The sequence below is a fragment of the Kitasatospora sp. NPDC094016 genome (genome assembly GCF_040304045.1).
In the GTDB taxonomy this organism is placed as follows: Bacteria; Actinomycetota; Actinomycetes; order Streptomycetales; family Streptomycetaceae; genus Kitasatospora.
Window position 1 is genome coordinate 89,206 of sequence record NZ_JBEOUK010000013.1, and the last position, 18,362, is coordinate 107,567.

At 75.2% G+C, this 18,362-nt stretch carries 16 protein-coding genes; 8 read left to right on the forward strand and 8 right to left on the reverse strand.

What is annotated here, in order from left to right:
• The first annotated feature begins 182 nt into the window (after positions 1–182).
• Positions 183–1,235, forward strand: a complete 1,053-nt coding sequence (locus tag ABT015_RS15200) for a DUF2690 domain-containing protein (protein ID WP_350879473.1) — start codon at positions 183–185, stop codon at positions 1,233–1,235.
• A 56-nt stretch (positions 1,236–1,291) separates the two neighbouring features.
• Positions 1,292–1,861 carry a DinB family protein gene (locus ABT015_RS15205; RefSeq protein ID WP_350879475.1) on the forward strand — a complete coding sequence of 190 codons (570 nt, stop codon included), beginning with the start codon at positions 1,292–1,294 and terminating at the stop codon, positions 1,859–1,861.
• 38 nt (positions 1,862–1,899) lie between these two features.
• Here ABT015_RS15205 and ABT015_RS15210 read toward each other — a convergent pair whose 3' ends face one another.
• On the reverse strand, positions 1,900–4,332 hold the full coding sequence (locus tag ABT015_RS15210) for a polysaccharide lyase 8 family protein (RefSeq protein ID WP_350879477.1): 2,433 nt from the start codon (positions 4,330–4,332) through the stop codon (positions 1,900–1,902).
• 101 nt (positions 4,333–4,433) lie between these two features.
• Complete coding sequence (locus ABT015_RS15215) at positions 4,434–5,450, reverse strand: LacI family DNA-binding transcriptional regulator (RefSeq protein WP_350879479.1); 1,017 nt, start codon at positions 5,448–5,450, stop codon at positions 4,434–4,436.
• 241 nt (positions 5,451–5,691) lie between these two features.
• Between ABT015_RS15215 and ABT015_RS15220 the strand changes: the two genes are divergently transcribed.
• On the forward strand, positions 5,692–7,140 hold the full coding sequence (locus ABT015_RS15220; protein WP_350879481.1) for a DUF2252 domain-containing protein: 1,449 nt from the start codon (positions 5,692–5,694) through the stop codon (positions 7,138–7,140).
• 70 nt (positions 7,141–7,210) lie between these two features.
• Here ABT015_RS15220 and ABT015_RS15225 read toward each other — a convergent pair whose 3' ends face one another.
• Genes ABT015_RS15225 through ABT015_RS15235 form a run of 3 tightly spaced genes read right to left on the reverse strand, consistent with a single transcriptional unit; the run spans position 7,211 to position 9,963 of the window.
• Entirely contained in the window at positions 7,211–7,897 is a 687-nt protein-coding gene (locus ABT015_RS15225; RefSeq protein ID WP_350879482.1) for an alpha/beta fold hydrolase, read from the reverse strand.
• A 27-nt stretch (positions 7,898–7,924) separates the two neighbouring features.
• On the reverse strand, positions 7,925–9,403 hold the full coding sequence (locus ABT015_RS15230) for an MFS transporter (RefSeq protein ID WP_350879484.1): 1,479 nt from the start codon (positions 9,401–9,403) through the stop codon (positions 7,925–7,927).
• Positions 9,400–9,963 (reverse strand): helix-turn-helix domain-containing protein, encoded by a 564-nt coding sequence (locus tag ABT015_RS15235; RefSeq protein ID WP_350879486.1) that lies wholly within the window; start codon positions 9,961–9,963, stop codon positions 9,400–9,402. The genes ABT015_RS15230 and ABT015_RS15235 overlap by 4 nt, the downstream gene beginning before the upstream one ends.
• A 273-nt stretch (positions 9,964–10,236) precedes the next feature.
• Here ABT015_RS15235 and ABT015_RS15240 point away from each other — a divergent pair, with 273 nt between their 5' ends.
• Complete coding sequence (locus tag ABT015_RS15240; RefSeq protein WP_350879488.1) at positions 10,237–11,547, forward strand: DUF5685 family protein; 1,311 nt, start codon at positions 10,237–10,239, stop codon at positions 11,545–11,547.
• Positions 11,548–11,737: 190 nt separating this feature from the next.
• On the opposite strand, the gene ABT015_RS15245 is transcribed toward ABT015_RS15240, so the two are convergent.
• The gene (locus ABT015_RS15245) at positions 11,738–11,905 is read right to left on the reverse strand and encodes a hypothetical protein (protein WP_350879489.1); all 168 of its coding nucleotides are present in this window, start codon (positions 11,903–11,905) and stop codon (positions 11,738–11,740) included.
• A gap of 186 nt (positions 11,906–12,091) precedes the next feature.
• Between ABT015_RS15245 and ABT015_RS15250 the strand changes: the two genes are divergently transcribed.
• Positions 12,092–13,288 (forward strand): alginate lyase family protein, encoded by a 1,197-nt coding sequence (locus tag ABT015_RS15250; protein ID WP_350879490.1) that lies wholly within the window; start codon positions 12,092–12,094, stop codon positions 13,286–13,288.
• Positions 13,289–13,384: 96 nt separating this feature from the next.
• Here the strand turns inward: ABT015_RS15250 and ABT015_RS15255 are convergent, their stop codons facing one another.
• Positions 13,385–14,224, reverse strand: a complete 840-nt coding sequence (locus ABT015_RS15255) for an HAD family hydrolase (RefSeq protein ID WP_350879491.1) — start codon at positions 14,222–14,224, stop codon at positions 13,385–13,387.
• Between the two features lie 393 nt (positions 14,225–14,617).
• Here ABT015_RS15255 and ABT015_RS15260 point away from each other — a divergent pair, with 393 nt between their 5' ends.
• Both ABT015_RS15260 and ABT015_RS15265 read left to right on the forward strand, forming a co-directional pair.
• Positions 14,618–15,496 carry a chitosanase gene (locus ABT015_RS15260; protein ID WP_350879492.1) on the forward strand — a complete coding sequence of 293 codons (879 nt, stop codon included), beginning with the start codon at positions 14,618–14,620 and terminating at the stop codon, positions 15,494–15,496.
• A 231-nt stretch (positions 15,497–15,727) separates the two neighbouring features.
• Positions 15,728–16,993: an ROK family transcriptional regulator gene (locus ABT015_RS15265; RefSeq protein WP_350879493.1), complete on the forward strand. Its 1,266-nt coding sequence runs from the start codon at positions 15,728–15,730 to the stop codon at positions 16,991–16,993.
• A gap of 33 nt (positions 16,994–17,026) precedes the next feature.
• On the opposite strand, the gene ABT015_RS15270 is transcribed toward ABT015_RS15265, so the two are convergent.
• On the reverse strand, positions 17,027–17,596 hold the full coding sequence (locus ABT015_RS15270) for a TetR/AcrR family transcriptional regulator (RefSeq protein ID WP_350879494.1): 570 nt from the start codon (positions 17,594–17,596) through the stop codon (positions 17,027–17,029).
• 101 nt (positions 17,597–17,697) lie between these two features.
• Here ABT015_RS15270 and ABT015_RS15275 point away from each other — a divergent pair, with 101 nt between their 5' ends.
• Complete coding sequence (locus ABT015_RS15275; protein ID WP_350879495.1) at positions 17,698–18,168, forward strand: nuclear transport factor 2 family protein; 471 nt, start codon at positions 17,698–17,700, stop codon at positions 18,166–18,168.
• The last annotated feature ends 194 nt before the right edge of the window (positions 18,169–18,362 follow it).

The following is an 18,362-nucleotide window of genomic DNA, read 5'->3' on the forward strand; positions in this document are numbered from 1 at the left end:
GCGGTTCTGAGACGGTTCGAGGTCGTCCCAGGGCCCGGAGCTGCGGCTTGGGACGCCGGGGCGGAGGCATCGTGAGACGGTGTCCGGGACGCGGGCCCCGGGTGGGTGCGCCGCAGGGCGCGGCGCTCGGGGAAGCGGGCGGTGACCGAGGGAAGTCGGTCGACTAAACTGATCATCCGAAAGTGGATCAGTTTGCATCCTCCGCCGACCCGCCCGAGGTACCCGCGATGAGCCAGTCCTGGAAGCCGCTCCCTGACGATCTTTCGGAACCCGCTCGGCGCCTGGCCGAGGAACTGCGTGCGGTCAAGGACGCGCACCGGATCTCACTGGCCGAACTCGGGAAGAGGACCTACCTCAGCAAGGCCTCCTGGGAACGCTGGTTGAACGGGAAGCGCCTGATCACCCCGCAGGCCCTGACCGGCCTGATCGCCACGGTCGAGTGCGACGCCGAACTGCTCACCTCCCTGCTGCGGAAGGCCGAGGCCGCACGCGACGCGGACGAGGCGCCCTCCCGCGAGGCCGCGCCGGCGCCGGCGCCTGCGGCCGAGCCGGTCGAAGCTCCCGAGCCCCAGCCCGCACCCGCACCGCCGGCCGAGGTGCCCGAGCCGGCGGCCGAAGCGCCCGACGCCGCCCCCGCCTCGCCGCGGCCCGCCCCGTGGCGGCGGCCGGCGGCCGGCGTGGGAGCCGCCGTCGCCGCCGTGCTCATCCTGTTCGCGGCCCTGTACCTGCGCGGCCCGCACGGCGGCAACGGCACGGCATCGGCGGCGACGCTCCCGCCGAAGACGGCGGCGACGACGACGACCGCCGGGTCGGCGCCGCTCTGCGAGGGCGTCGGCTGCGCCGGCAAGGACCCCCAGGACACGCACTGCGACGTCGACCAGCGAACCCTGCTGACCGGCAACGTGGGCAAGGTCGTCCTCTACGTCCACTACAGCCCGCGCTGCCGGGCCGCCTGGTCGGGGATCACCGACGGCTCCCCCGGGGACAGCGCCACCATCACCACCAACCACGGCTCGCAGGAGACCGCCCTGATCCACTGGGGCTACGACAACTACTCCGTGATGGTCGACGCGAGCCCCGGCGACACCACCTTGCAGGTGTGCGGTCACCAGAAGGAGGGCGACAGCTGCACCAGCGTCGTCACCGACCTCGCCGCCCGCGCGAGCGCCCTCCCCAGCCCCCCGCCTCCGGCCGCCGCTCCCACACCGACGACTACGCCCACGCCCACGCCCTGAGGAACCGCCGCCATCGCGGCGAAACCCACTGGCGGCTCGGGCCCTCACGAACGAGCATGGCCCGTATGAGCGACCAACCCGAGCGATGGACCCAGGCAACCGTCTACCCCGACATGTGGGCCGACCCGGACGACGACCCCCGCAACAGCGAGGGAGTCAGCCCGGACGGCGAACTCCCGACTCTGAACGACTTCCTGACGAACTACCGGCACACCCTGCGGATGAAGTGCGAGGGCCTGGACCCGGAGCAGCTGGCCCGCCGCTCCGTCCCGCCGTCGACGATGTCGCTGCTCGGCCTGGTCCGCCACCTCGCCGAGGTGGAACGGGACTGGCGCGGCTGGATCAGCGACGGCGATCCGCTGCCGAAGCTCTACGGCCGGCGGGACGCGGACTTCGACGGAGCCGTCGCCGAGCAGGCCGAGGTCGACGCGGCGTTCGCCGACCTGGCCCGCGAACAGGCCGCCACCGACGCCGCCCTGGCCGCCCACCCTGATCTGGGCGTGCGGCTGGGGAAGAGCGGCATCGCGGTGCGAGAGCTGCTGGTGCACAGGATCGACGAGTACGCCCGCCACTGCGGGCACGCCGACCTGTTGCGCGAGTGCCTCGACGGGCGGGTCGGCCAGTGAGGCCCGTCCCGGTGCGCTGACCTCGGCGGCCGACCCCGTCAGGCGGCGCCCCGCCGGAACACCGCCGACAGGCTCGCTCCCCCGGTGCCCGCCACCGCACAACGCAGCACCAGCGGCCCGGAGTCCGAGAGCACCGTGATACCGGCGCCGCCGCTCGCGAGCCGGTAGCCGTCCCGCGCCAGCGTCAGCTGGACGGTGGCCGCCTTCCGGGTGGGGTCGGCGACGGTGACGGAGAGGTCGCCGTCGTTCTCCCGGAGCAGGACGGAGCAGGGGGCGGAGACGGTCAGCGGGCCGACGGCGCCGGGGGCGAAGAAGTTGGCGAGGGTGAGTCCGAGTCCGGGCACGCTGATCGCCTGGGCGTCGGCCGTGTTGGCGAGCACGGTGGCCGTCGGGGCGGCCGCGCGGGCCGCCGCCTGGTCCGGGCCGGCCCCGGGCATCAGCACGTAGTGGTACGTCCCGTCGACGGGGTCGGTGCCGTGGTCGAGGCCGATCGACAGGTAGGTCCGGGTGATCGGGTCGGGCGCCCCGCCCCGGTTGATGTCGGCCCACGCCCCGGTCCGCCGTTCGCGGGCGAGGTCGAGGGTGGCGCCGTCGGGGAACACCCAGGCGCCCGACCCGGCCAGCGCCGCCCAGCGGACGCCGTCGGCCCGCCGGCTCCAGCCGGGGTCGGCGGGCTGGCTGACGCCGTCCAGCACGAACTCCCGGTCCTCGCGGGCCCCGAGGTTGCGGTGGTCGACGGTCGTGCGGACGGCGACGCCGTCGGTGCAGCCGATGCCCGCGCCGAGGCAGACGATCGAATCGTCCAGGCAGAACCAGGACTTGCGCCCGACCAGGGTGGAGCCGAGGCCCCGGACGTCCTGGCCGACCACCGACCGGTCGCCGTCGCTCGCCCCGCCCGCCCAGGCGGTCGCCGGGCGGGCCTGGCCCCAGTCGCCGCCGGCGCCGTCGGCCAGCGGTCGCGTCGACACGGTGGTGCCGGGCAGCCGGTAGGGGTCGGCGGTGGGCCAGAAGGAGTCGCTGTACTGCTCGTCGCCCTGCTCGCCGCCGTACCAGTAGAGCATTCCGCTGCCGCTGTGCCAGGCCCGCAGGTTCTCGCCGTTCCCGCACTCGTAGAAGGCGGTCCGGGACGAGGACAGGCTGAGCTGCGCGCTCCAGCCGGGCCGGCGGTGGACGGCCCGGTCCATGGTGAACACCCTGCTGCCCGTGCCCTCGTCCGCCGCCCGGGTGCCGGAGTCCGCCAGGAGGGCCTGTGCGCGGGCGAGTTCGGGGATGTCGGCGAGGACGTTGGACAGGTAGGGGAGCACCTGGTCGCGCTGGAGGGAGCCCTTCACGGCAGCGCGCCAGGCCGCCGCCTGGGCGGCCGGCACCGACCCGGAGTCGGCCAGCCGCAGGACGTCCCCGAGCAGGGCGTGGCCGCGTACGTGGTCGTCCAGGCGGGCCCGCCGCGCGTCGCCGGCCTGCACGCCCCGGCTGACGGCGCGGCCCGAAACCCCGTCCATCACCAGGCCGTTGAACAGGAACGGCAGGAACCCCCGGTCGACGGCGGTGAAGACGTTCCGCAGCGCGGGGTCCGTGACGGCCCAGGGCGTACCGGCGAGCAGGCGCAGCAGCCGGCTCAGGCTGCCGAGCAGCACCTCGCCGTAGCTGCCGGTGTACGGCACCCAGGTGTGCTGGACGAAGCTGCCGTCGGCGTAGATCCCGTCGCCGGTGGTCACGTAGCGGAACACCGGCGACAGCCCCCGCTGAGCGGCGGCGACCGGGGCCGCCGAGCGGCCGATGACACCGCGCAGCGCGAGCACCCGGCACAGGTCCACCCGGTTGGCGCCGGTGCTGGTCCCGGTGTACTTGTCGACCACCGAGGACGGGACGAAGTGGTCCACGGCCGCACCGCACGCGGCCGCCCGTTCGGCCGTCAGGAGGTCGCCGAGCAGCACGCACACGTCCAGCAGGGCCTGGGGGGCGCCGATCTGCCAGTCCCACCAGTTCCCGTACGACGTGGTGGTGGCGGTGTAGGCGCGCTGGAACACCCAGTCCAGGCCCGTCGCGACGGCGGCGCCGAGGCCGGGATCGCCGGTCGAGCCGGTGGCCGGCCGGGTGAGGGCAAGGGCCATGAGCCGCAGCCGGCCGACCGTCGACGTGACGGCGGCGGAGGCCGAGCCGACGGGCAGGTCGGGCCAGAGCGACCCGGCCTGCGGGCTCAACGCGGCCTGGTGGCTCCGCGCCTGGTCGCCCAGCGCGGTGAGCGCGCGGGCGAACGGCGGTGCGGCCGGGTCGTACCCGGTGCCGGTCAGCTGCTCGGACCAGGCCGCGCGCATCGCGTCGTAGTTGTCGGCGGCCCGGGCCTCGGTGGGCCCTCCGAGCCACCACGCGGCCGCCGCGGCGGTGGCGGCCGCGCTGGTCCTGAGCAGTGCGCGCCTACTCAGGAGCGGTATCGCCGCCGGGTCACCGGTCTTCGTCCACGAGCTGTCCATCGGGCCGTCCTTCCTCGCGAACTCCCTTGTCTGACGGGAGAGTAAGCGCTTTCTATCGCGAGGACAACGCTTCCGGCACGGGCCCGTGGCCAAAGGGCCCGCTATCCCACCGGCCCCGTCGACCCGCGCGGCACCAGCTCGGTGGCGAGGACGGCCCGCTGCGGCTCGGGGCCGGGGCGGTGCAGCGCGAGGCGCAGCGCCGTGCGGCCGAGGTCGAGGTGCGGGATGCGCACGGTGGTCAGGCCGGGCCTGAGGTCCTCGGCCCCGGGCAGGTCGTTGAAGCCGACCACCGAGACCTGTTCGGGCACGGCGATCCCGTGCTCCCGCAGGACCGTCAGCACGACGGCGGCCACGTCGTCGTCGTGCGCGAAGACCGCCGAGAAGTCCGGCGGCCCCTGGGCGAGGCGGCGGCGCAGCCAGGCCCGCGCCCCGTCCCGGGTGTGGCACCCCTCCACCGTCAGTTCGACCGGGCGGCACAGGCCGTGGGCCGCCAGCGCAGCCTCGTACCCGGCGAGGCGCTCCCGGGTGGTGGTGTTCGCGGCCGGTCCGCCGAGGAAGAGGATCCGCCGGTGGCCCAGCGCCAGCAGGTGGTCGACGGCCGCCCGCGCGCCGCCCGCGTTGTCGTAGTGCACGGCCGTCAGCGGCAGTTGCTCCCCCGGGGCCGGCCGGCCGCAGAGCACCAGCCGGGAGCCGGCCGCGTCCAGGATGCCCGCCAGCCGGGCGATCCGGGAGCGGTACCCCGGGCTGTCCTCCACCCCGCCCACCAGCACGACGGCCTCCACGTCGCGCGCCCGCATCTCCTCGACCAGCGTCAGTTCGCGGTCGGGGTCGTCGTCGGTCGCCGCCACCAGGCAGAGGCAGCCCTCGTCCACCGCCTGCCGCTCCACGCCGTGGGCGACCCGGTTGTGGAAGGGCGCCGCGAGGTTGCCCAGCAGGATCGCCACCGTCCGGGACCGCCGGCCGGCCAGCGCCCGCGCCTGCGCGTTGACGACGTAGTCGAGGTCGCGCACCGCGCGCAGCACCCGCTCCCGGGTGGCCCCGGCCACCGGGTAGTCGCCCGCCAGCACGCGCGACACCGTAGCCATCGACACGCCCGCCAGCGCCGCCACGTCGTTCACCGTGGGCCTGCCCCGCCGGGCTCTCCCCCCGTCGCTCACCGCTGTCCCCCCGGTCCCGACCCGATCCGCGCCCGGCCTTCCACGGCGGGCCGTGCCCCGAGGATACGGGCGGCCGCCGCCTCGCGTCCGGCGGGCTCAGGAACCGTCGTCAGATGCCGGACGTCACTCCCCCTGCAGAACCGTTCGCGCAGGTCGCGGGCGGGTGGGAGCCGGAAGGGACGGGTGGGGAGCGGTGACTCAGGTGACTCAGGTGACCGAGGTGGCGGACGGGGCCGTCGCCGGCGTGGACGGGGCTGCGCCGCAGGGGCGGCGGGCGTTCGCGGTGGCCGGGTTCGCGTCGGGGCGGGGCGGGCGGGCGCGGGAGCGGGGGAAGGCGCTGCGGGGGCGGATCCCCCGGGAGCGGCACGCGGAGTTCTCGCCCGGGCCCGGGCGGCCCACGGCCGTCGAGGCGATCGAGGCGTCCAACGCGGGGCGGATCGCCGCCCTGGTGCCGATCCGGGTGGGGCGGATGGCCGCTACGCCGTTCGCGTTCCTGCGCGGCTCGGCCGGACTGATGGCCGCCGACCTGGCGGGCACCCCGGACACCGGGGTGGGCGCCCAGCTGTGCGGCGACGCGCACGCCGCCAACTTCGGGCTGTACGGGGACGCCCGCGGGCAACTGGTGATGGACATCAACGACTTCGACGAGACCGTGCCCGGCCCGTGGGAGTGGGACCTCAAGCGGCTCGCCGCGAGCCTGGTGCTGGCCGGCCGCGAGACCGGGGCCGACGAGACCACCGCCCGGGAGGCCGCCCAGCACGCGGCCGGCTCCTACCGCCGGACGATGCGCACGCTCGCCAAGCTGCCCGCGCTCGACGCCTGGAACGCCGTCGCGGACGAGCAGTTGGTCTCCTTCACCGAGGCGCACGACCTGTCCGAGGTGCTGCGCAAGGTCGGCGCGAAGGCACTGGGCAACACCAGCGCCAGATTCGCCGCCCGCAGCACCGCCCGTACGGCGGACGGCGGTCGGCGGTTCACGGCCGCTCCGCCGGTGCTCACCGAGGTGACCGACGCGACCGCGCGGGCCGTCGCGCAGTCGCTCGGCCCGTACGTGGCGACGGTGCCCGCCGAGGTGCGCACCCTGCTGTCCCGCTACCGGGTGCAGGACGTGGCGTTCCGGGTGGTGGGCACCGGCAGCGTCGGCACCCGCTCGTACGTGGTGCTGCTCACCGACCACCGGGACCAGCCGCTGGTGCTCCAGGTGAAGGAGGCCCGCCCGTCCGTGCTGCTGCCGCACCTGGAGCGCGCGGGCCACCCGGTCGCCGGTCAGGACGGCCACGAGGGCCGCCGGGTGGTGCTCGGGCAGAAGCACATGCAGGTGGTCAGCGACACCCTGCTGGGCTGGACGACGGTGGACGGACTCCCCTACCAGGTCCGGCAGTTCCGCAACCGCAAGGGCAGCGTCGACCCGGCCGCGCTGCTGCCGGGCCAGCTGGACGACTACGCCCGGATCACCGGCGCCCTGCTGGCCCGGGCGCACGCGCACACCGCCGACCCCGGGCTGCTGGCCGGCTACTGCGGCAGAAGCGAGGCGCTGGACGAGGCCGTCGCCGCCTTCGCCGTCGCGTACGCGGACCGGACCGAGGCCGACCACGCCGACCTGGTCGCGGCGGTGCGCGCCGGCCGCCTGCCGGCCGAGTTCGGCGTCTGACCGGCGCGTCCGCGTCAGGACGCCTGGGTCAGGACGCCTGGGTCAGGGCGCCTGGGTCAGGGCGCCTGGGTCAGGCGGCCAGGAACGGCGCCACCGCGGCGACGAACTCGGCGGGCCGGGCACCGTGCACGAGGTGCCCGGCCTCGATGGTGACCATCCGGCAGTCCGGGATCAGCCGGGCGAGCTCGGCGAGCCGCTCCTGCGGGACGTGGCTCGCCGAGCCGCCCGCGACCAGCAGGGTGCGGGCGGTGATCCCGGCCATCCCCGCCAGCCAGGCCGGGTCGGGGGTGTCAACCTGGGCCTTGACGGCCTTCACCACGGCCCAGTCGAAGTGCACCGGCTCGTCCGGCGCGTCCGGCACCGCGCCGGCGGGGCGCGGGTGCGGTGCCGGGATGTCCTCCAGGACCAGCCGGCCGATCAGCCCCGGCCGGGCCTGGGCGACCAGGTAGCCGACCACGCCGCCCATCGAGTGGCCGACCAGGTCGACCCGTGCCAGGCCGAGCGCGTCGAGGAAGGCGAGCACGTCGTCGCGCATCTCCTCCAGGCCGTACCGGGCAGTGCGGCCGCTGTCGCCGTGGCCGCGCAGGTCGAGCGCGTACACGCGGTGCCCGGGCGCGAGGCCGGGCAGGACGACGTCCCAGTCCGTGGCACGCTCCCCGAGGGCGTGCAGCAGCACCAGCGCCGGGCCGTCCGGCGGGCCGCTCTCGCGGTAGGCGAGCGCCACCTCGGGCAGGTCCACGATCCGGTTCTCCGTCATGCCCGCCACCGTACGTGCGGGCCTGCGCTAGCGGACCGCTGTTCGCCCACGGCTCACCGCGACGGGCTCGCCGGGCGCTTCCCGGGCCGCCCGCCGGCCGGCGAACACCGAGGCCAGGACGGCGAGGGCGGCGACCGCCGCGCACACCACGCTGGTGGCCAGGTAGGCGGAGCGGTGGTCGCCGCCCCCGGCGGTCTGCCGCAGGTAGACGCCGGACAACGCCGAGACCGCGACCGCCGCCGCGATCCGCTGCGCCATCTGCAGGATGGCCCCGCTCACCCCGGCCGCCTCGGCGGGCGCGTGGCGCAGCACGTACGCCTGGTTGGTGGCGCCCATCACGCCGATCGAGGCGCCGCCGAACAGTTGCAGCAGCGCCAGCAGCCAGGGCAGGACGGCCGCGGGCGCCCAGTGCGCGACCAGTCCGCTCGCCAGCATGACCAGGGCGGAGCCGGTCATGCCCGCGGTGACGGTGCGCCGCCCGAACCGCTGCACCACCCGCCAGGCCAGCGCGGAGGCGACGCCCATGGCCACCGCCGAGGGCAGCGCGACGAGTGCGGCGCCCATCGGGGAGAGCCCGAGGCCGTCCTGGAGGAACATGGTGAGCACCAGTCCGGCGGCGAGCGAGGAGCCGAACTGGGCCATCGCGGTCACGGTGCCGAGCGCGTACGGCGCGGAGCGGGTGAGTGCCGGGTGGATCAGCGGGTGGCCGCCGGAGCGGGCGTAGCGGCGCTGCCACCAGGCGAGGGCGCCGAGCAGCAGTACGGCGACAGCCGCGAAGGCCAACCAGCCGGTCCAGCCGGGCGGTTGGACGAACGGCAGCATCAGGGCGAGGGTGAGCGCGGCGACCAGCAGCAGGCCGACCAGGTCGAGGTCGGCGTGCCGGGCGCTCGGGCGCGGCCTGGGCAGGTGACGCACCGCCAGCGCGACGGTGGCCAGGCCGAACGGCACGTTGAGCAGGAAGGTCAGCCGCCAGCCGTGCTCGGGGCCGGCCGCCGCCAGGACCGCGCCGCCGATCGGCGGGCCGAGCGCGAAGGCCAGCCCGCCCGTGACGGCGTACATGCCGAGGGCGCGGGCCCGCAGTTGGCCGTCGAACACGTCCTGGAGGGTGCCGATCATCTGCGAGTTGACGAGCCCGGCGCCCACGCCCTGGAGCAGCCGGGCGGCGATCAGCACCTCAGGCGCGGTGGCGGTCGCCGAGACCAGGCTGACCAGGGTGAACAGGGCGAGGCCGGTGACGAAGAACCACTTGCGGCCCCTGACGTCGCCCAGCCGCCCGCCGGGGATCAGCGCCAGGCCGAAGGCGAGCGAGTAGCCGGCGACGATCCACTGGAGGTGGGCGGGCTGGGCGTGCAGGCTCTCGCGCAGGGCCGGGATGGAGGTGTTGAGGACGGACTGGTCGAGCAGCGTGGTGAAGCCGCCGGCGACGCAGACCAGCAGGACGCGGCGCCCGGCGGCGTCGAAGCGCTCGCGGGGCCCGGCGGCTATCCGGGCCTTCGGGCGCCTCACGGTTCCACCACCACCAGGGCGTACCGGGCGTCGTCCGGGCCGGGCGCGCGGAAGCGGCTGGTCCCGGAGACGTAGCGCAGGCAGTCGCCGGGGCCGAGCAGGTGCCGCTCGCCGTCGACGGTGAGCTCCAACACCCCCTGGAACACCCAAAGGTGGTGTTCCAGGTCCGCCACGCAGGGGCGGTCGTAGGCGATGTCGGCACCGGCGGGCAGCCGGCCCTCGACGATCTCGGCGCGCAGCGAGCCGTGCGGCGGGGAGACGGAACGGCGGACGAAGCCGGTGGTCTCGTCCCGCCAGATCCGCTGGTCCGCGGCCCGCACCAGCCGGGCCGGCGCCGACTCGACCTCGGCGAGCAGCCGGGACATGGTCCGCCCGTAGACGGCGCAGAGCCGCCCGAGCAGCGCGGCGGTCGGGCTGACCTCGGCCCGTTCGACGCGCGACAGCGTGGAGCGGCTGACGTCGGCCAGCCGGGCCAGTTCCTCCAGCGTCCAGCCCCGTTCCAGCCTCAATTCGGCGAGCCGGTTGGCGAGCCGCTCGTCGGCGGCCGTCTCGATTCCCATATTCGCGATGCTATCCCGGATATGAGATCACTCCCAGGGGCGCGGGGCGCTGCGGCCGGGGCGTGGAGAAGGACGGGAGGCGTGGACTCGGCCGGGACGGCGTGCCGCGTTCGGGGGCGCGCCCCTGCGCTCCTCGCGCCCTCTCCCTTTCCTCCGGCTCCTCCGGTTCCTCCGTCCCTCCGGTTCCTCCGGCCCCTCGGCCCGACGGGGGCGGTGATCATATGATGTTCGGCGGATCGGGGCTGGTCAGCGGCCCACCGGCAAGGGGGAATCATGTTCGGCATCATCAGACCGTGCAAGCACCGGCTGTCCGAACGGCTTCAGGCATCGTGGCTGGCGCACCTGTGCGGGCTCTGCCTCGCGCTGCGCGACGACCACGGCCAACTCGCCCGCACCGCCACCAACTACGACGGCCTGATCATCTCGGTCCTGGTCGAAGCCCAGGCCGCCCGCGAGGACGCCTCCTGGCGGCGCACCGCCGGCCCCTGCCCGCTGCGCGGCATGCGCACCGCCTCCGTCGCCCGGGGCGAGGGCGCCCGGCTCGCCGCCGCCGTCTCGCTCGCCCTCGCCTCGGTCAAGATCCGCGACCACGTCGAGGACCGTGACGGCCTGTTCGGCCGCCGCCCGGTCGCCGTCGGGGCCCGCGCGGTCACCCGGCGGTGGGACCGGCAGAGTGCCGGCAGCGCCTCGGCGGTCGGCTTCGACACCGGCGTGCTACTCGAAGCCGCCTCCCGGCAGGGCGAGTTGGAGCGGTCGCTGCCGCCCGGCGGCTCCGTTCTGCTGGTCACCGAGCCCACCGAGACCGCCACCTCGGCCGCGTTCGCGCACACCGCCGTCCTCGCCGGGCGCCCCGGCAACTCCGCCCCGCTCGCCGAGGCCGGCCGGCTCTTCGGCCGGCTCGCCCACCTCCTCGACGCCGCCGAGGACCAGGCCGCCGACGCCGCCGGCGGCGCCTGGAACCCGCTGACCGCCACCGGCACCGACCGTGCCGAAGCCGAACGCCTGTGCCGCGACGCCGTCCACGGCATCCGGCTCGCGCTGCGCGAGGTCGAACTGACCGACCGGGCCCTGGTGCACCTGCTGCTCGCGCACGAGACCGAGCGGGCCGTCGAGCGGGTCTTCGGCCCGGCCGCCCACGCAGCCACCTGCCGGACCCGGAACGCCGGACCCGTCGCCGACGGGTCCGCGCACGCGGCGACCGGCGGGCACCCGCACGCCGCCGCCGGGGAGCACCCGCACGACGCGCCGCCGCGCCAGGCGCCGCCCGGACAGACCCCCGGTCAGGATCCCGACCAGGCCCCGCTCCCGCCGTGGGTGCCCCAGGGCCCCGGCTTCACCCCGATCGGCGCCAAGCCGCCGCGCCCGCGCAACCTGCTGGCCGGCTGCGCGGTGTGGGCGCTGATGGCCTGCACCTGCCAGTTGCTCTGCTGCGAGCACGACGACCCGTTCAGCCGGGAGCGCCGGGAGGGCTGGTGCCAGCGACACGGCTGCGACTGCGGCGACTGCTGCGACCCCTGCAACTGCTGCGAGTGCGACGGTTGCGACTGCTGTGATGGCTGCGACTGCTGCGACTGCAGCTGCTGACACGCCCTGCCGTCAGCCGTCCGGATTCCACCGCGCCGCCGGTGGCAGCGGCGGCATCCGCGACACCGCCACCCGATCGACCGCCACCGGCCCGGAGTGCCCCCGCGGCACCCCGGGCCGGTCCGCCGGCCCGTACGCCTCACCGCGCCGCCAGAGCGGCAGCACCACCACCGGGTGCCGCTCCGGCCCGTCAGGCATCGGACCCGGCCGCCGCCCGGCGCCTCGCCCGGTCAGCCGTCCGATCCGCCGCCAGCGAGTTCTCCAACCGCGCCAGCAACTCCCTGAACCGCTCGGTGTCCTGCTCCGTCATCCGCCCCTCGGGCGCCGCCCCCGGCCACTCGGCCGTCATCTCGTTCATGGGTCCGACGTTACGCCCCGACGATCAACAGGCGATAAATGCGGAACGCACGCCCACGGGTGCGGCGGTGAACGGAGCCGGTCCTCTTGGCGCGCGCGGGGGTTGGTGGTTCACTTCCCGTGTTAGGCAACTTTCCTAACCTGAGATCGGCGCTCGACCACCTCCCCGCGAGAGGACCAGCTCCCCATGGGCCGCAGCCGCACCAGGACACTGATCGCCGCGGCGGCACTCGCCGCCCTGCTCCCGCTCACCTCCGCACCGGCCGGGGCCGCCGCACCCGCCGCGCACGGCCCCCGGGCCGCCTTCCAGCACCCCGGCGTGCTGGTCGGCGACCAGCAACTCGCCTTCCTCAAAGGCAAACTGGCGGACGGGGCCGAACCCTGGACGTCCGCCTTCGCCGACCTGCGGTCGAGCAGGTACGCCTCACTGGACTGGCGGCCCCGGCCGCGCGCCACCGTCGAGTGCGGGTCCCGCTCCCACCCCGACAACGGCTGTTCGGACGAGCGCGACGACGCGATGGCCGCCTACACCCATGCCCTCCAGTGGGTGCTCACCCGCGACCAGCGGTACGCCGACAAGGCGATCGAGATCATGGACGCCTGGTCGGCCGTGATCCAGGAGCACACCAACAGCAACGCCCCGCTGCAGACCGGCTGGTCGGGCAACAACTGGTCCCGGGCCGCCGAGTTGGTCCGGCACTCCGGGGCGGGCTGGCCGACCGCCTCGATCGACCGCTTCGCCACCATGCTGCGCACCGTCTACGTGCCGCTGCTGTCGCCCGGCAGCCCGCGCAAGAACGGCAACTGGGAGCTGATCGAGACCGACGCCCTGATGGGCATCGCGGTCTTCCTCGACGACCGCGGCCTGTTCGACCAGGCCGCCGGTATGTGGCGCAAGCGCCTGCCCGCGTACGTCTACCTGTCCTCCGACGGCGCCCTGCCCGTCCCGCCACCCAAGGCCGGGATCCAGGGCAAGGCCGCGCTGGTGAAGTACTGGTCCGGCCAGTCGACCTTCGTGGACGGGCTGTCGCAGGAGACCTGCCGCGACTTCGGGCACACCGGCTGGGGCCTGGAGGCCGCCGCCCAGACCGCCGAGACCGCCCGGCTCCAGGGCCTCGACCTGTGGGGCGAGGGGCGCGAACGGCTGGTCAAGGCCCTGGAGTTCCACACCGCGTACGACAACGGCGCGAAGGTGCCCGGCTGGCTCTGCGACGGCTCGGCGAAGACCGGCCTCGGCCCGGCCGTCCAGCTCGCGTACAACGAGTACCACCTGCGCGAGGGCGTGGCGATGCCGCAGACCGAGCAGTACGTGGCGGCGCACAGCCCGTTCGGGGCCGACCACTTCATCGGCTGGGAGACCCTGACCCACACCAGCGCGCCCTGACGGCACGGGCGGGCAGGCGACGGATCCGGGAGCGTCCGTTCCGGGAACGGGCCTGCCGGGAACGGGCCTGCCGGGAACGCCCGTTCCGCGCGCGGCTCACCCCTCGGGGAACAGGCCCTCCAGGACAGTGGCCACCCCGTCCTCGTCATTGCTGCCGATGACGTGGTCCACCGCGGCCAGCACCTCCGGGTGGGCGTTGGCGACGCCGTACGAGGTGCCCGCCCAGGCCATCATCGGCAGGTCGTTGGGCATGTCGCCGAACGCGACCGCCTGCTCGCGGGTGATCCCGCGCCGCCGCGCCAGGTCGCCGAGCGCGGCGGCCTTGCTGACGCCCTTCGCGACGGCCTCGACCAGCCGCTCGCCGTTCGCGTGGTAGACCGTCACCAGCTCGCCGAGCACCGGGCGGGCCAGCGCCAGCAACTCGTCCGCGGAAAGCCCCGGGTGACGGCCGATCAGTTTGGGCGCCGGGCGGCCGAACAACCGTGCGTCGTCGAGGCGTTGCACGGTGGTGTCGGCGTCCCAGGCACCCGCCTCGTAGTGCGCGTCGCCGGCCAGCTCCTGGGCGTACTCGACGGCCAGCCCGATGCCCGGCACGGCCTCGCGCAGCCGCCGGGCGCTCTCGCCGAGCACGTCGACCGGGATCGGGTTCTCGGCGATCACCGCACGGGTGCGCATGTCGTAGCCGAAGGCGCCGTTGGAGCAGATCGCCACGCCCCGGTGGCCGAAGGCGGCCGCGATCTCGCCCATCAGGCGCGGCGGGCGGCCGGTGACCAGGACGACGAGCCCGCCGGCCCGTTCGACCCGGGCGAGGGCGGCGACGGTGCGGGCCGAGACGGTGCGGTCGCCGCGCACGATCGTCCCGTCGAGGTCGGTGGCCACCAGGCGCGGCGGCCGTATCGGGGTGACGGTGGGTGGGGTGGTGCTCGGGAGGCTCATGGGTCGGTGCTCCGTGCTGGTCGGGGTTTCGGTGGGAGCAGCCGGGCGCGGGGGCGTGTGCGGTACGCGCGCGTACGGCGCGGGCGGTGCGCACGCGGCGGGCACGCGGTGTGCGCGTGCGCGCGGGGCGCCCGGTTCGGTGGTGCGGGGAGCTCGCGGGCCGGGCCCGGCGGTGGCCGGGCAGTCGGTCGCCAGACGCTCGGACGGTATCACCGGGGTGGCCCGTTCGGCGACGACCGAGCGCCGCCTCCGAGACCCGGGCAATTTTATTAGGAAACTTTCCTTACCTTATAGACCGCCGTCGGCCGCGGCCCGTACTCTGCTGCCGCGAGCTCGCTCCCTCCCTTCCCCCACTGCCTCCGGCGGCACCGCCCCGGAGATCGGAGCACACCCATGCGAGTTTCCCGAACCCGACGCCTCGCCGCCGCCACGGCGGCGGCCGCCCTGGTCGCCGGTGCGGCCTGGGCCGCCACCTCCGCCTCGGCCTCCACCACCCCCGCCCGGGCGACCGCCGCGGCCGTCGCAGCCGTGCAGGGGGCGTCCGCAGGCGGCCTGACCCCCGATCAGCACCGCCGGGCCGACCAGCTGATCAGCATCTTCGAGAACAGCACCACCGAACTCCAGTACGGCTACGCCGAGAACATCAACGACGGCCGCGGCGTCACCGCCGGCCGCGCCGGCTTCACCACCAACGACGGCGACGCGCTCAAGGTCGTCCGCGCCTACACCGCCGTCTCCCCCGACAACCCGCTCGCCCGCTTCATCCCCGAGCTGGAGCGCCTGGCCGCCGCCGACAGCGGCGACACCAGCGGCCTGCCCGAGAGCGACTACGTCGCCGCCTGGAAGCAGGCCGCCCAGGACGCCGCCTTCCGGCAGGTCCAGGACGACCAGGTCGACCAGCGCTACTTCACCCCCGCCATGAACCAGGCCGACCAGCTCGGCCTCACCACCGCCCTCGCCCGCGCCGAGCTGTACGACGCCTCCATCCAGCACGGCAACGGCAGCGAGTACGACGCCCTGCCCGCCCTCATCAGCCGCACCAACGCCAAGGTCGGCCCGCCGTCCGGCGCCGGCGAGAGCACCTGGCTGAACACCTTCTTCGACGTCCGCGTCGACGACCTCACCAACCCGGCCAACTCCTCCACCGCCGCGGAATGGAGGAAGTCCGTCGACCGGGTCGAATGCCTGCGCCGGATCGCCGCCACCGACAACTACAACCTGGACGGCCCGCTCGGCGTCACCGCCTTCGGCTCCGGCTACACCATCGACTGACCCACCCGCACCCGTCGAGCCCGGGGTCCGGCGCGTGGGGCCGGACCCCGGCCCGGCGCGGCCGCGCCGGGCGATCCGACCGCCGGTGGCAGCAGGGAGCCGGGACTCCCCGCCGCCACCGGCGGTCCGCGCTTCCACCGCGCCCATCCGCCCACCGTCCATCCGCCCACCGTCCGCCCTCTCACCGTCCGTCCTCGTTCGTCGGCTGACGGGTGCCCTACGATCGACCGAATGAGCACAGCAGGACGGACTACGGCCACGGACGGGGCGCCGCAGCCCGTCGCCCTCGCTCCACTGTCAGGGCCTGGACAAAAGCCGTGGAACCGGCAGCGGCTCCGGAGCAACAACGAGTGGCTCCTGCTGGAGCGGCTGCGCTGCCACGGCCCGCTCTCCCGGGCCCAACTCGCCCGCGACACCGGGCTGTCCAAGCCGACCGTCTCCACCGCGCTGGCCACCCTCGAACTCGCCGGACTCGCCCGTGAGGCCGGCAGGTTCGCCCCCGAGCGCGGCCGCACCGCCGTCCTGTACGAGACCGACCCGGGGGCCGGGCACGTCCTCGGGCTCGACATCGGCCGGGCCCGGCTGCGGGTCGCCGTCGCCGACCTGTCCGGATGCGTCGTCGCCCGCCGCGACCTGCCCAACCGCGGCCGCTCGGCCAACGCCGTCGCCGACGCCGTCGTCGCGGCCGCCCGCGAGGCCCTCGCCGAGGCGGGCCTGCCCGGCACCGCCGTCGCCCATACCGTGGCCGGCACGCCCGGGGTCTGGGACGAGCGCAGACGCAGCGTCAGACTCGCCGCCAGCCTGCCCGGCTGGGGCCGCCCCGGCCTGTTCGACCGAATAGCCGACGGCCTGGGCACCACCGTCACCGTCGCCAACGATGCCAACCTCGCCGCCGTCGGCGAGTACACCTACGGCGCGGGCGCGGGCAGCCGGCTCTTCGTCTACCTGCTGGTCGGCACCGGGCTCGGCCTGGGTGTGGTCAAGGACGGCGAACTGCTGACGGGGGCGCACGGCGCGGTCGGCGAACTCGGACTGCTGCGCCTGCCGGACTGCGTCTCCGGCACCGGCCCCGGCACCACCAGCAACGGCACCACCGTGGAGGAGACCGTCTCCGCCGACGCCGTGGTGCGCACCGCCCTCGGCCTCGGGATGCGACGGCCGCTCAGCGCCGAGAAGGTGTTCACCCGGGCCCGGCTCGGCGAGCCCGCCGCGGTCGAGGCCGTCCGGCAGGAGGTGGACCGCCTGGGCCACGTCCTCGCCGTCGTCGCCGCGCTGCTCGACCCGGACGTGGTCGTCCTCGGCGGTGGCATCGGGCGCAGCGGCGACCTGCTGTTGCGCCCGCTGGAGCAGGCCCTGTACGAGCGCTCCCCGCTGCGGCCCCGGCTGGAGCCGAGCCGGCTGGGCCAGGACGCCGTCCTGCTGGGCGCCGTCGCCACCGCCCTGGAGGCGGCCCGCCCCGAGGTCTTCGAGCGGCGCACGGCCCCCATCCCGGGCTGACGGCCCCACCGCACCTGACGGCCCCACGGTCCGTCAGGTGCGGCGGGACAGGGCGGCGTCCAGCAGCACGCGGGCGGCCGCCTTGGCGTCGGCGGCGGCGCTCGGGTCGCCGTGCACGGCAGCGGTGGTCATCGCGCCCTCGGCGAGCAGCGCCAGCTGGGCGGCGGTGGCGGGCGGGGCGCCGGCGGCCTCGGCCAGGCAGGCGAGGTAGGCGTTGAACTCCTCCTTGTGCTGCCGGGCGGTCGCCGCGACCGCCGGCGAGACGGCGCCCAGCTCGCCGAAGGAGTTGACGAACGCACAGCCCCGGAAGTCGGGTTCGGCGAACCAGCGGCCGAGCCAGTCGAAGACGGCGAGCAGTTGGTCGCGCGGCGGCGTGGCGGCGCCGGCCACGTAGGCGGCGAGGTTCGCCCGCCAGCGCCCGTCCCGGCGCCGCAGGTACGCCTCGACCAGGTCGTCCTTGGACGGGAACTGCTGGTAGAGCCGGCGCATCGTCAGGCCGGAGGCCGCCCGGACGGCGTCCATGCCGACCGCCTGGATGCCCTGCCCGTAGAACAGTTCCTCGGCCGCGTCGAGGATCAGGCCCCGCGGGTCGTGCTGGTCCATCTGACGTGCCCTTTGCGTGAGAACGATGGTTCTCCTAGGGTAGCCGTTACGATGAGAACGACCGTTCTCGCCGTCGGCTCCGCCGTACCCGAGGAGACCCCGTGACCGAACAGCGCCCTCCCCTGCCCCCGTTCACCCCGGAGACCGCCCGACGGAAGGTCCGCGCCGCCGAGGACGCCTGGAACACCCGCGACCCCCAGCGCGTCGCCCTCGCCTACACGCCCGACAGCCGGTGGCGCAACCGCACCGAGTTCCTCACCGGCCGCGAGCAGATCGCCGACTTCCTCACCCGCAAGTGGCACCGCGAACTCGACTACCGCCTCGTCAAGGAGCTGTGGGCGCACGACGGCGACCGCATCGCCGTCCGCTTCGCCTACGAATGGCACGACGACTCCGGCCAGTGGTACCGCTCCTACGGCAACGAGAACTGGGAGTTCGACCGCGACGGCCTGATGGCCCACCGCCACGCCGCCATCAACGACCTGCCGATCACCGCCGCCGAACGCCTCTTCCACTGGCCGCTCGGCCGCCGCCCCGACGACCACCCCGGCCTCACCGCCTTCGGCCTCTGACCCGGCGTCAGGATCCCGGCCCGCCACCCCGGCCCCGGCCTCCACCGTCAAGGGCCTCCCCGCCTAAGGGCCGTGAGCCCCCAGGGCCGGGCAGCGTGACCGGCGGACGTGGACCATTGAACCCGGGCGGCCCGATCACCCGTCCTTCACAAGGGGCTTGAGGAATCGCCCGCACGGGTTCGGGCCGGCGCACC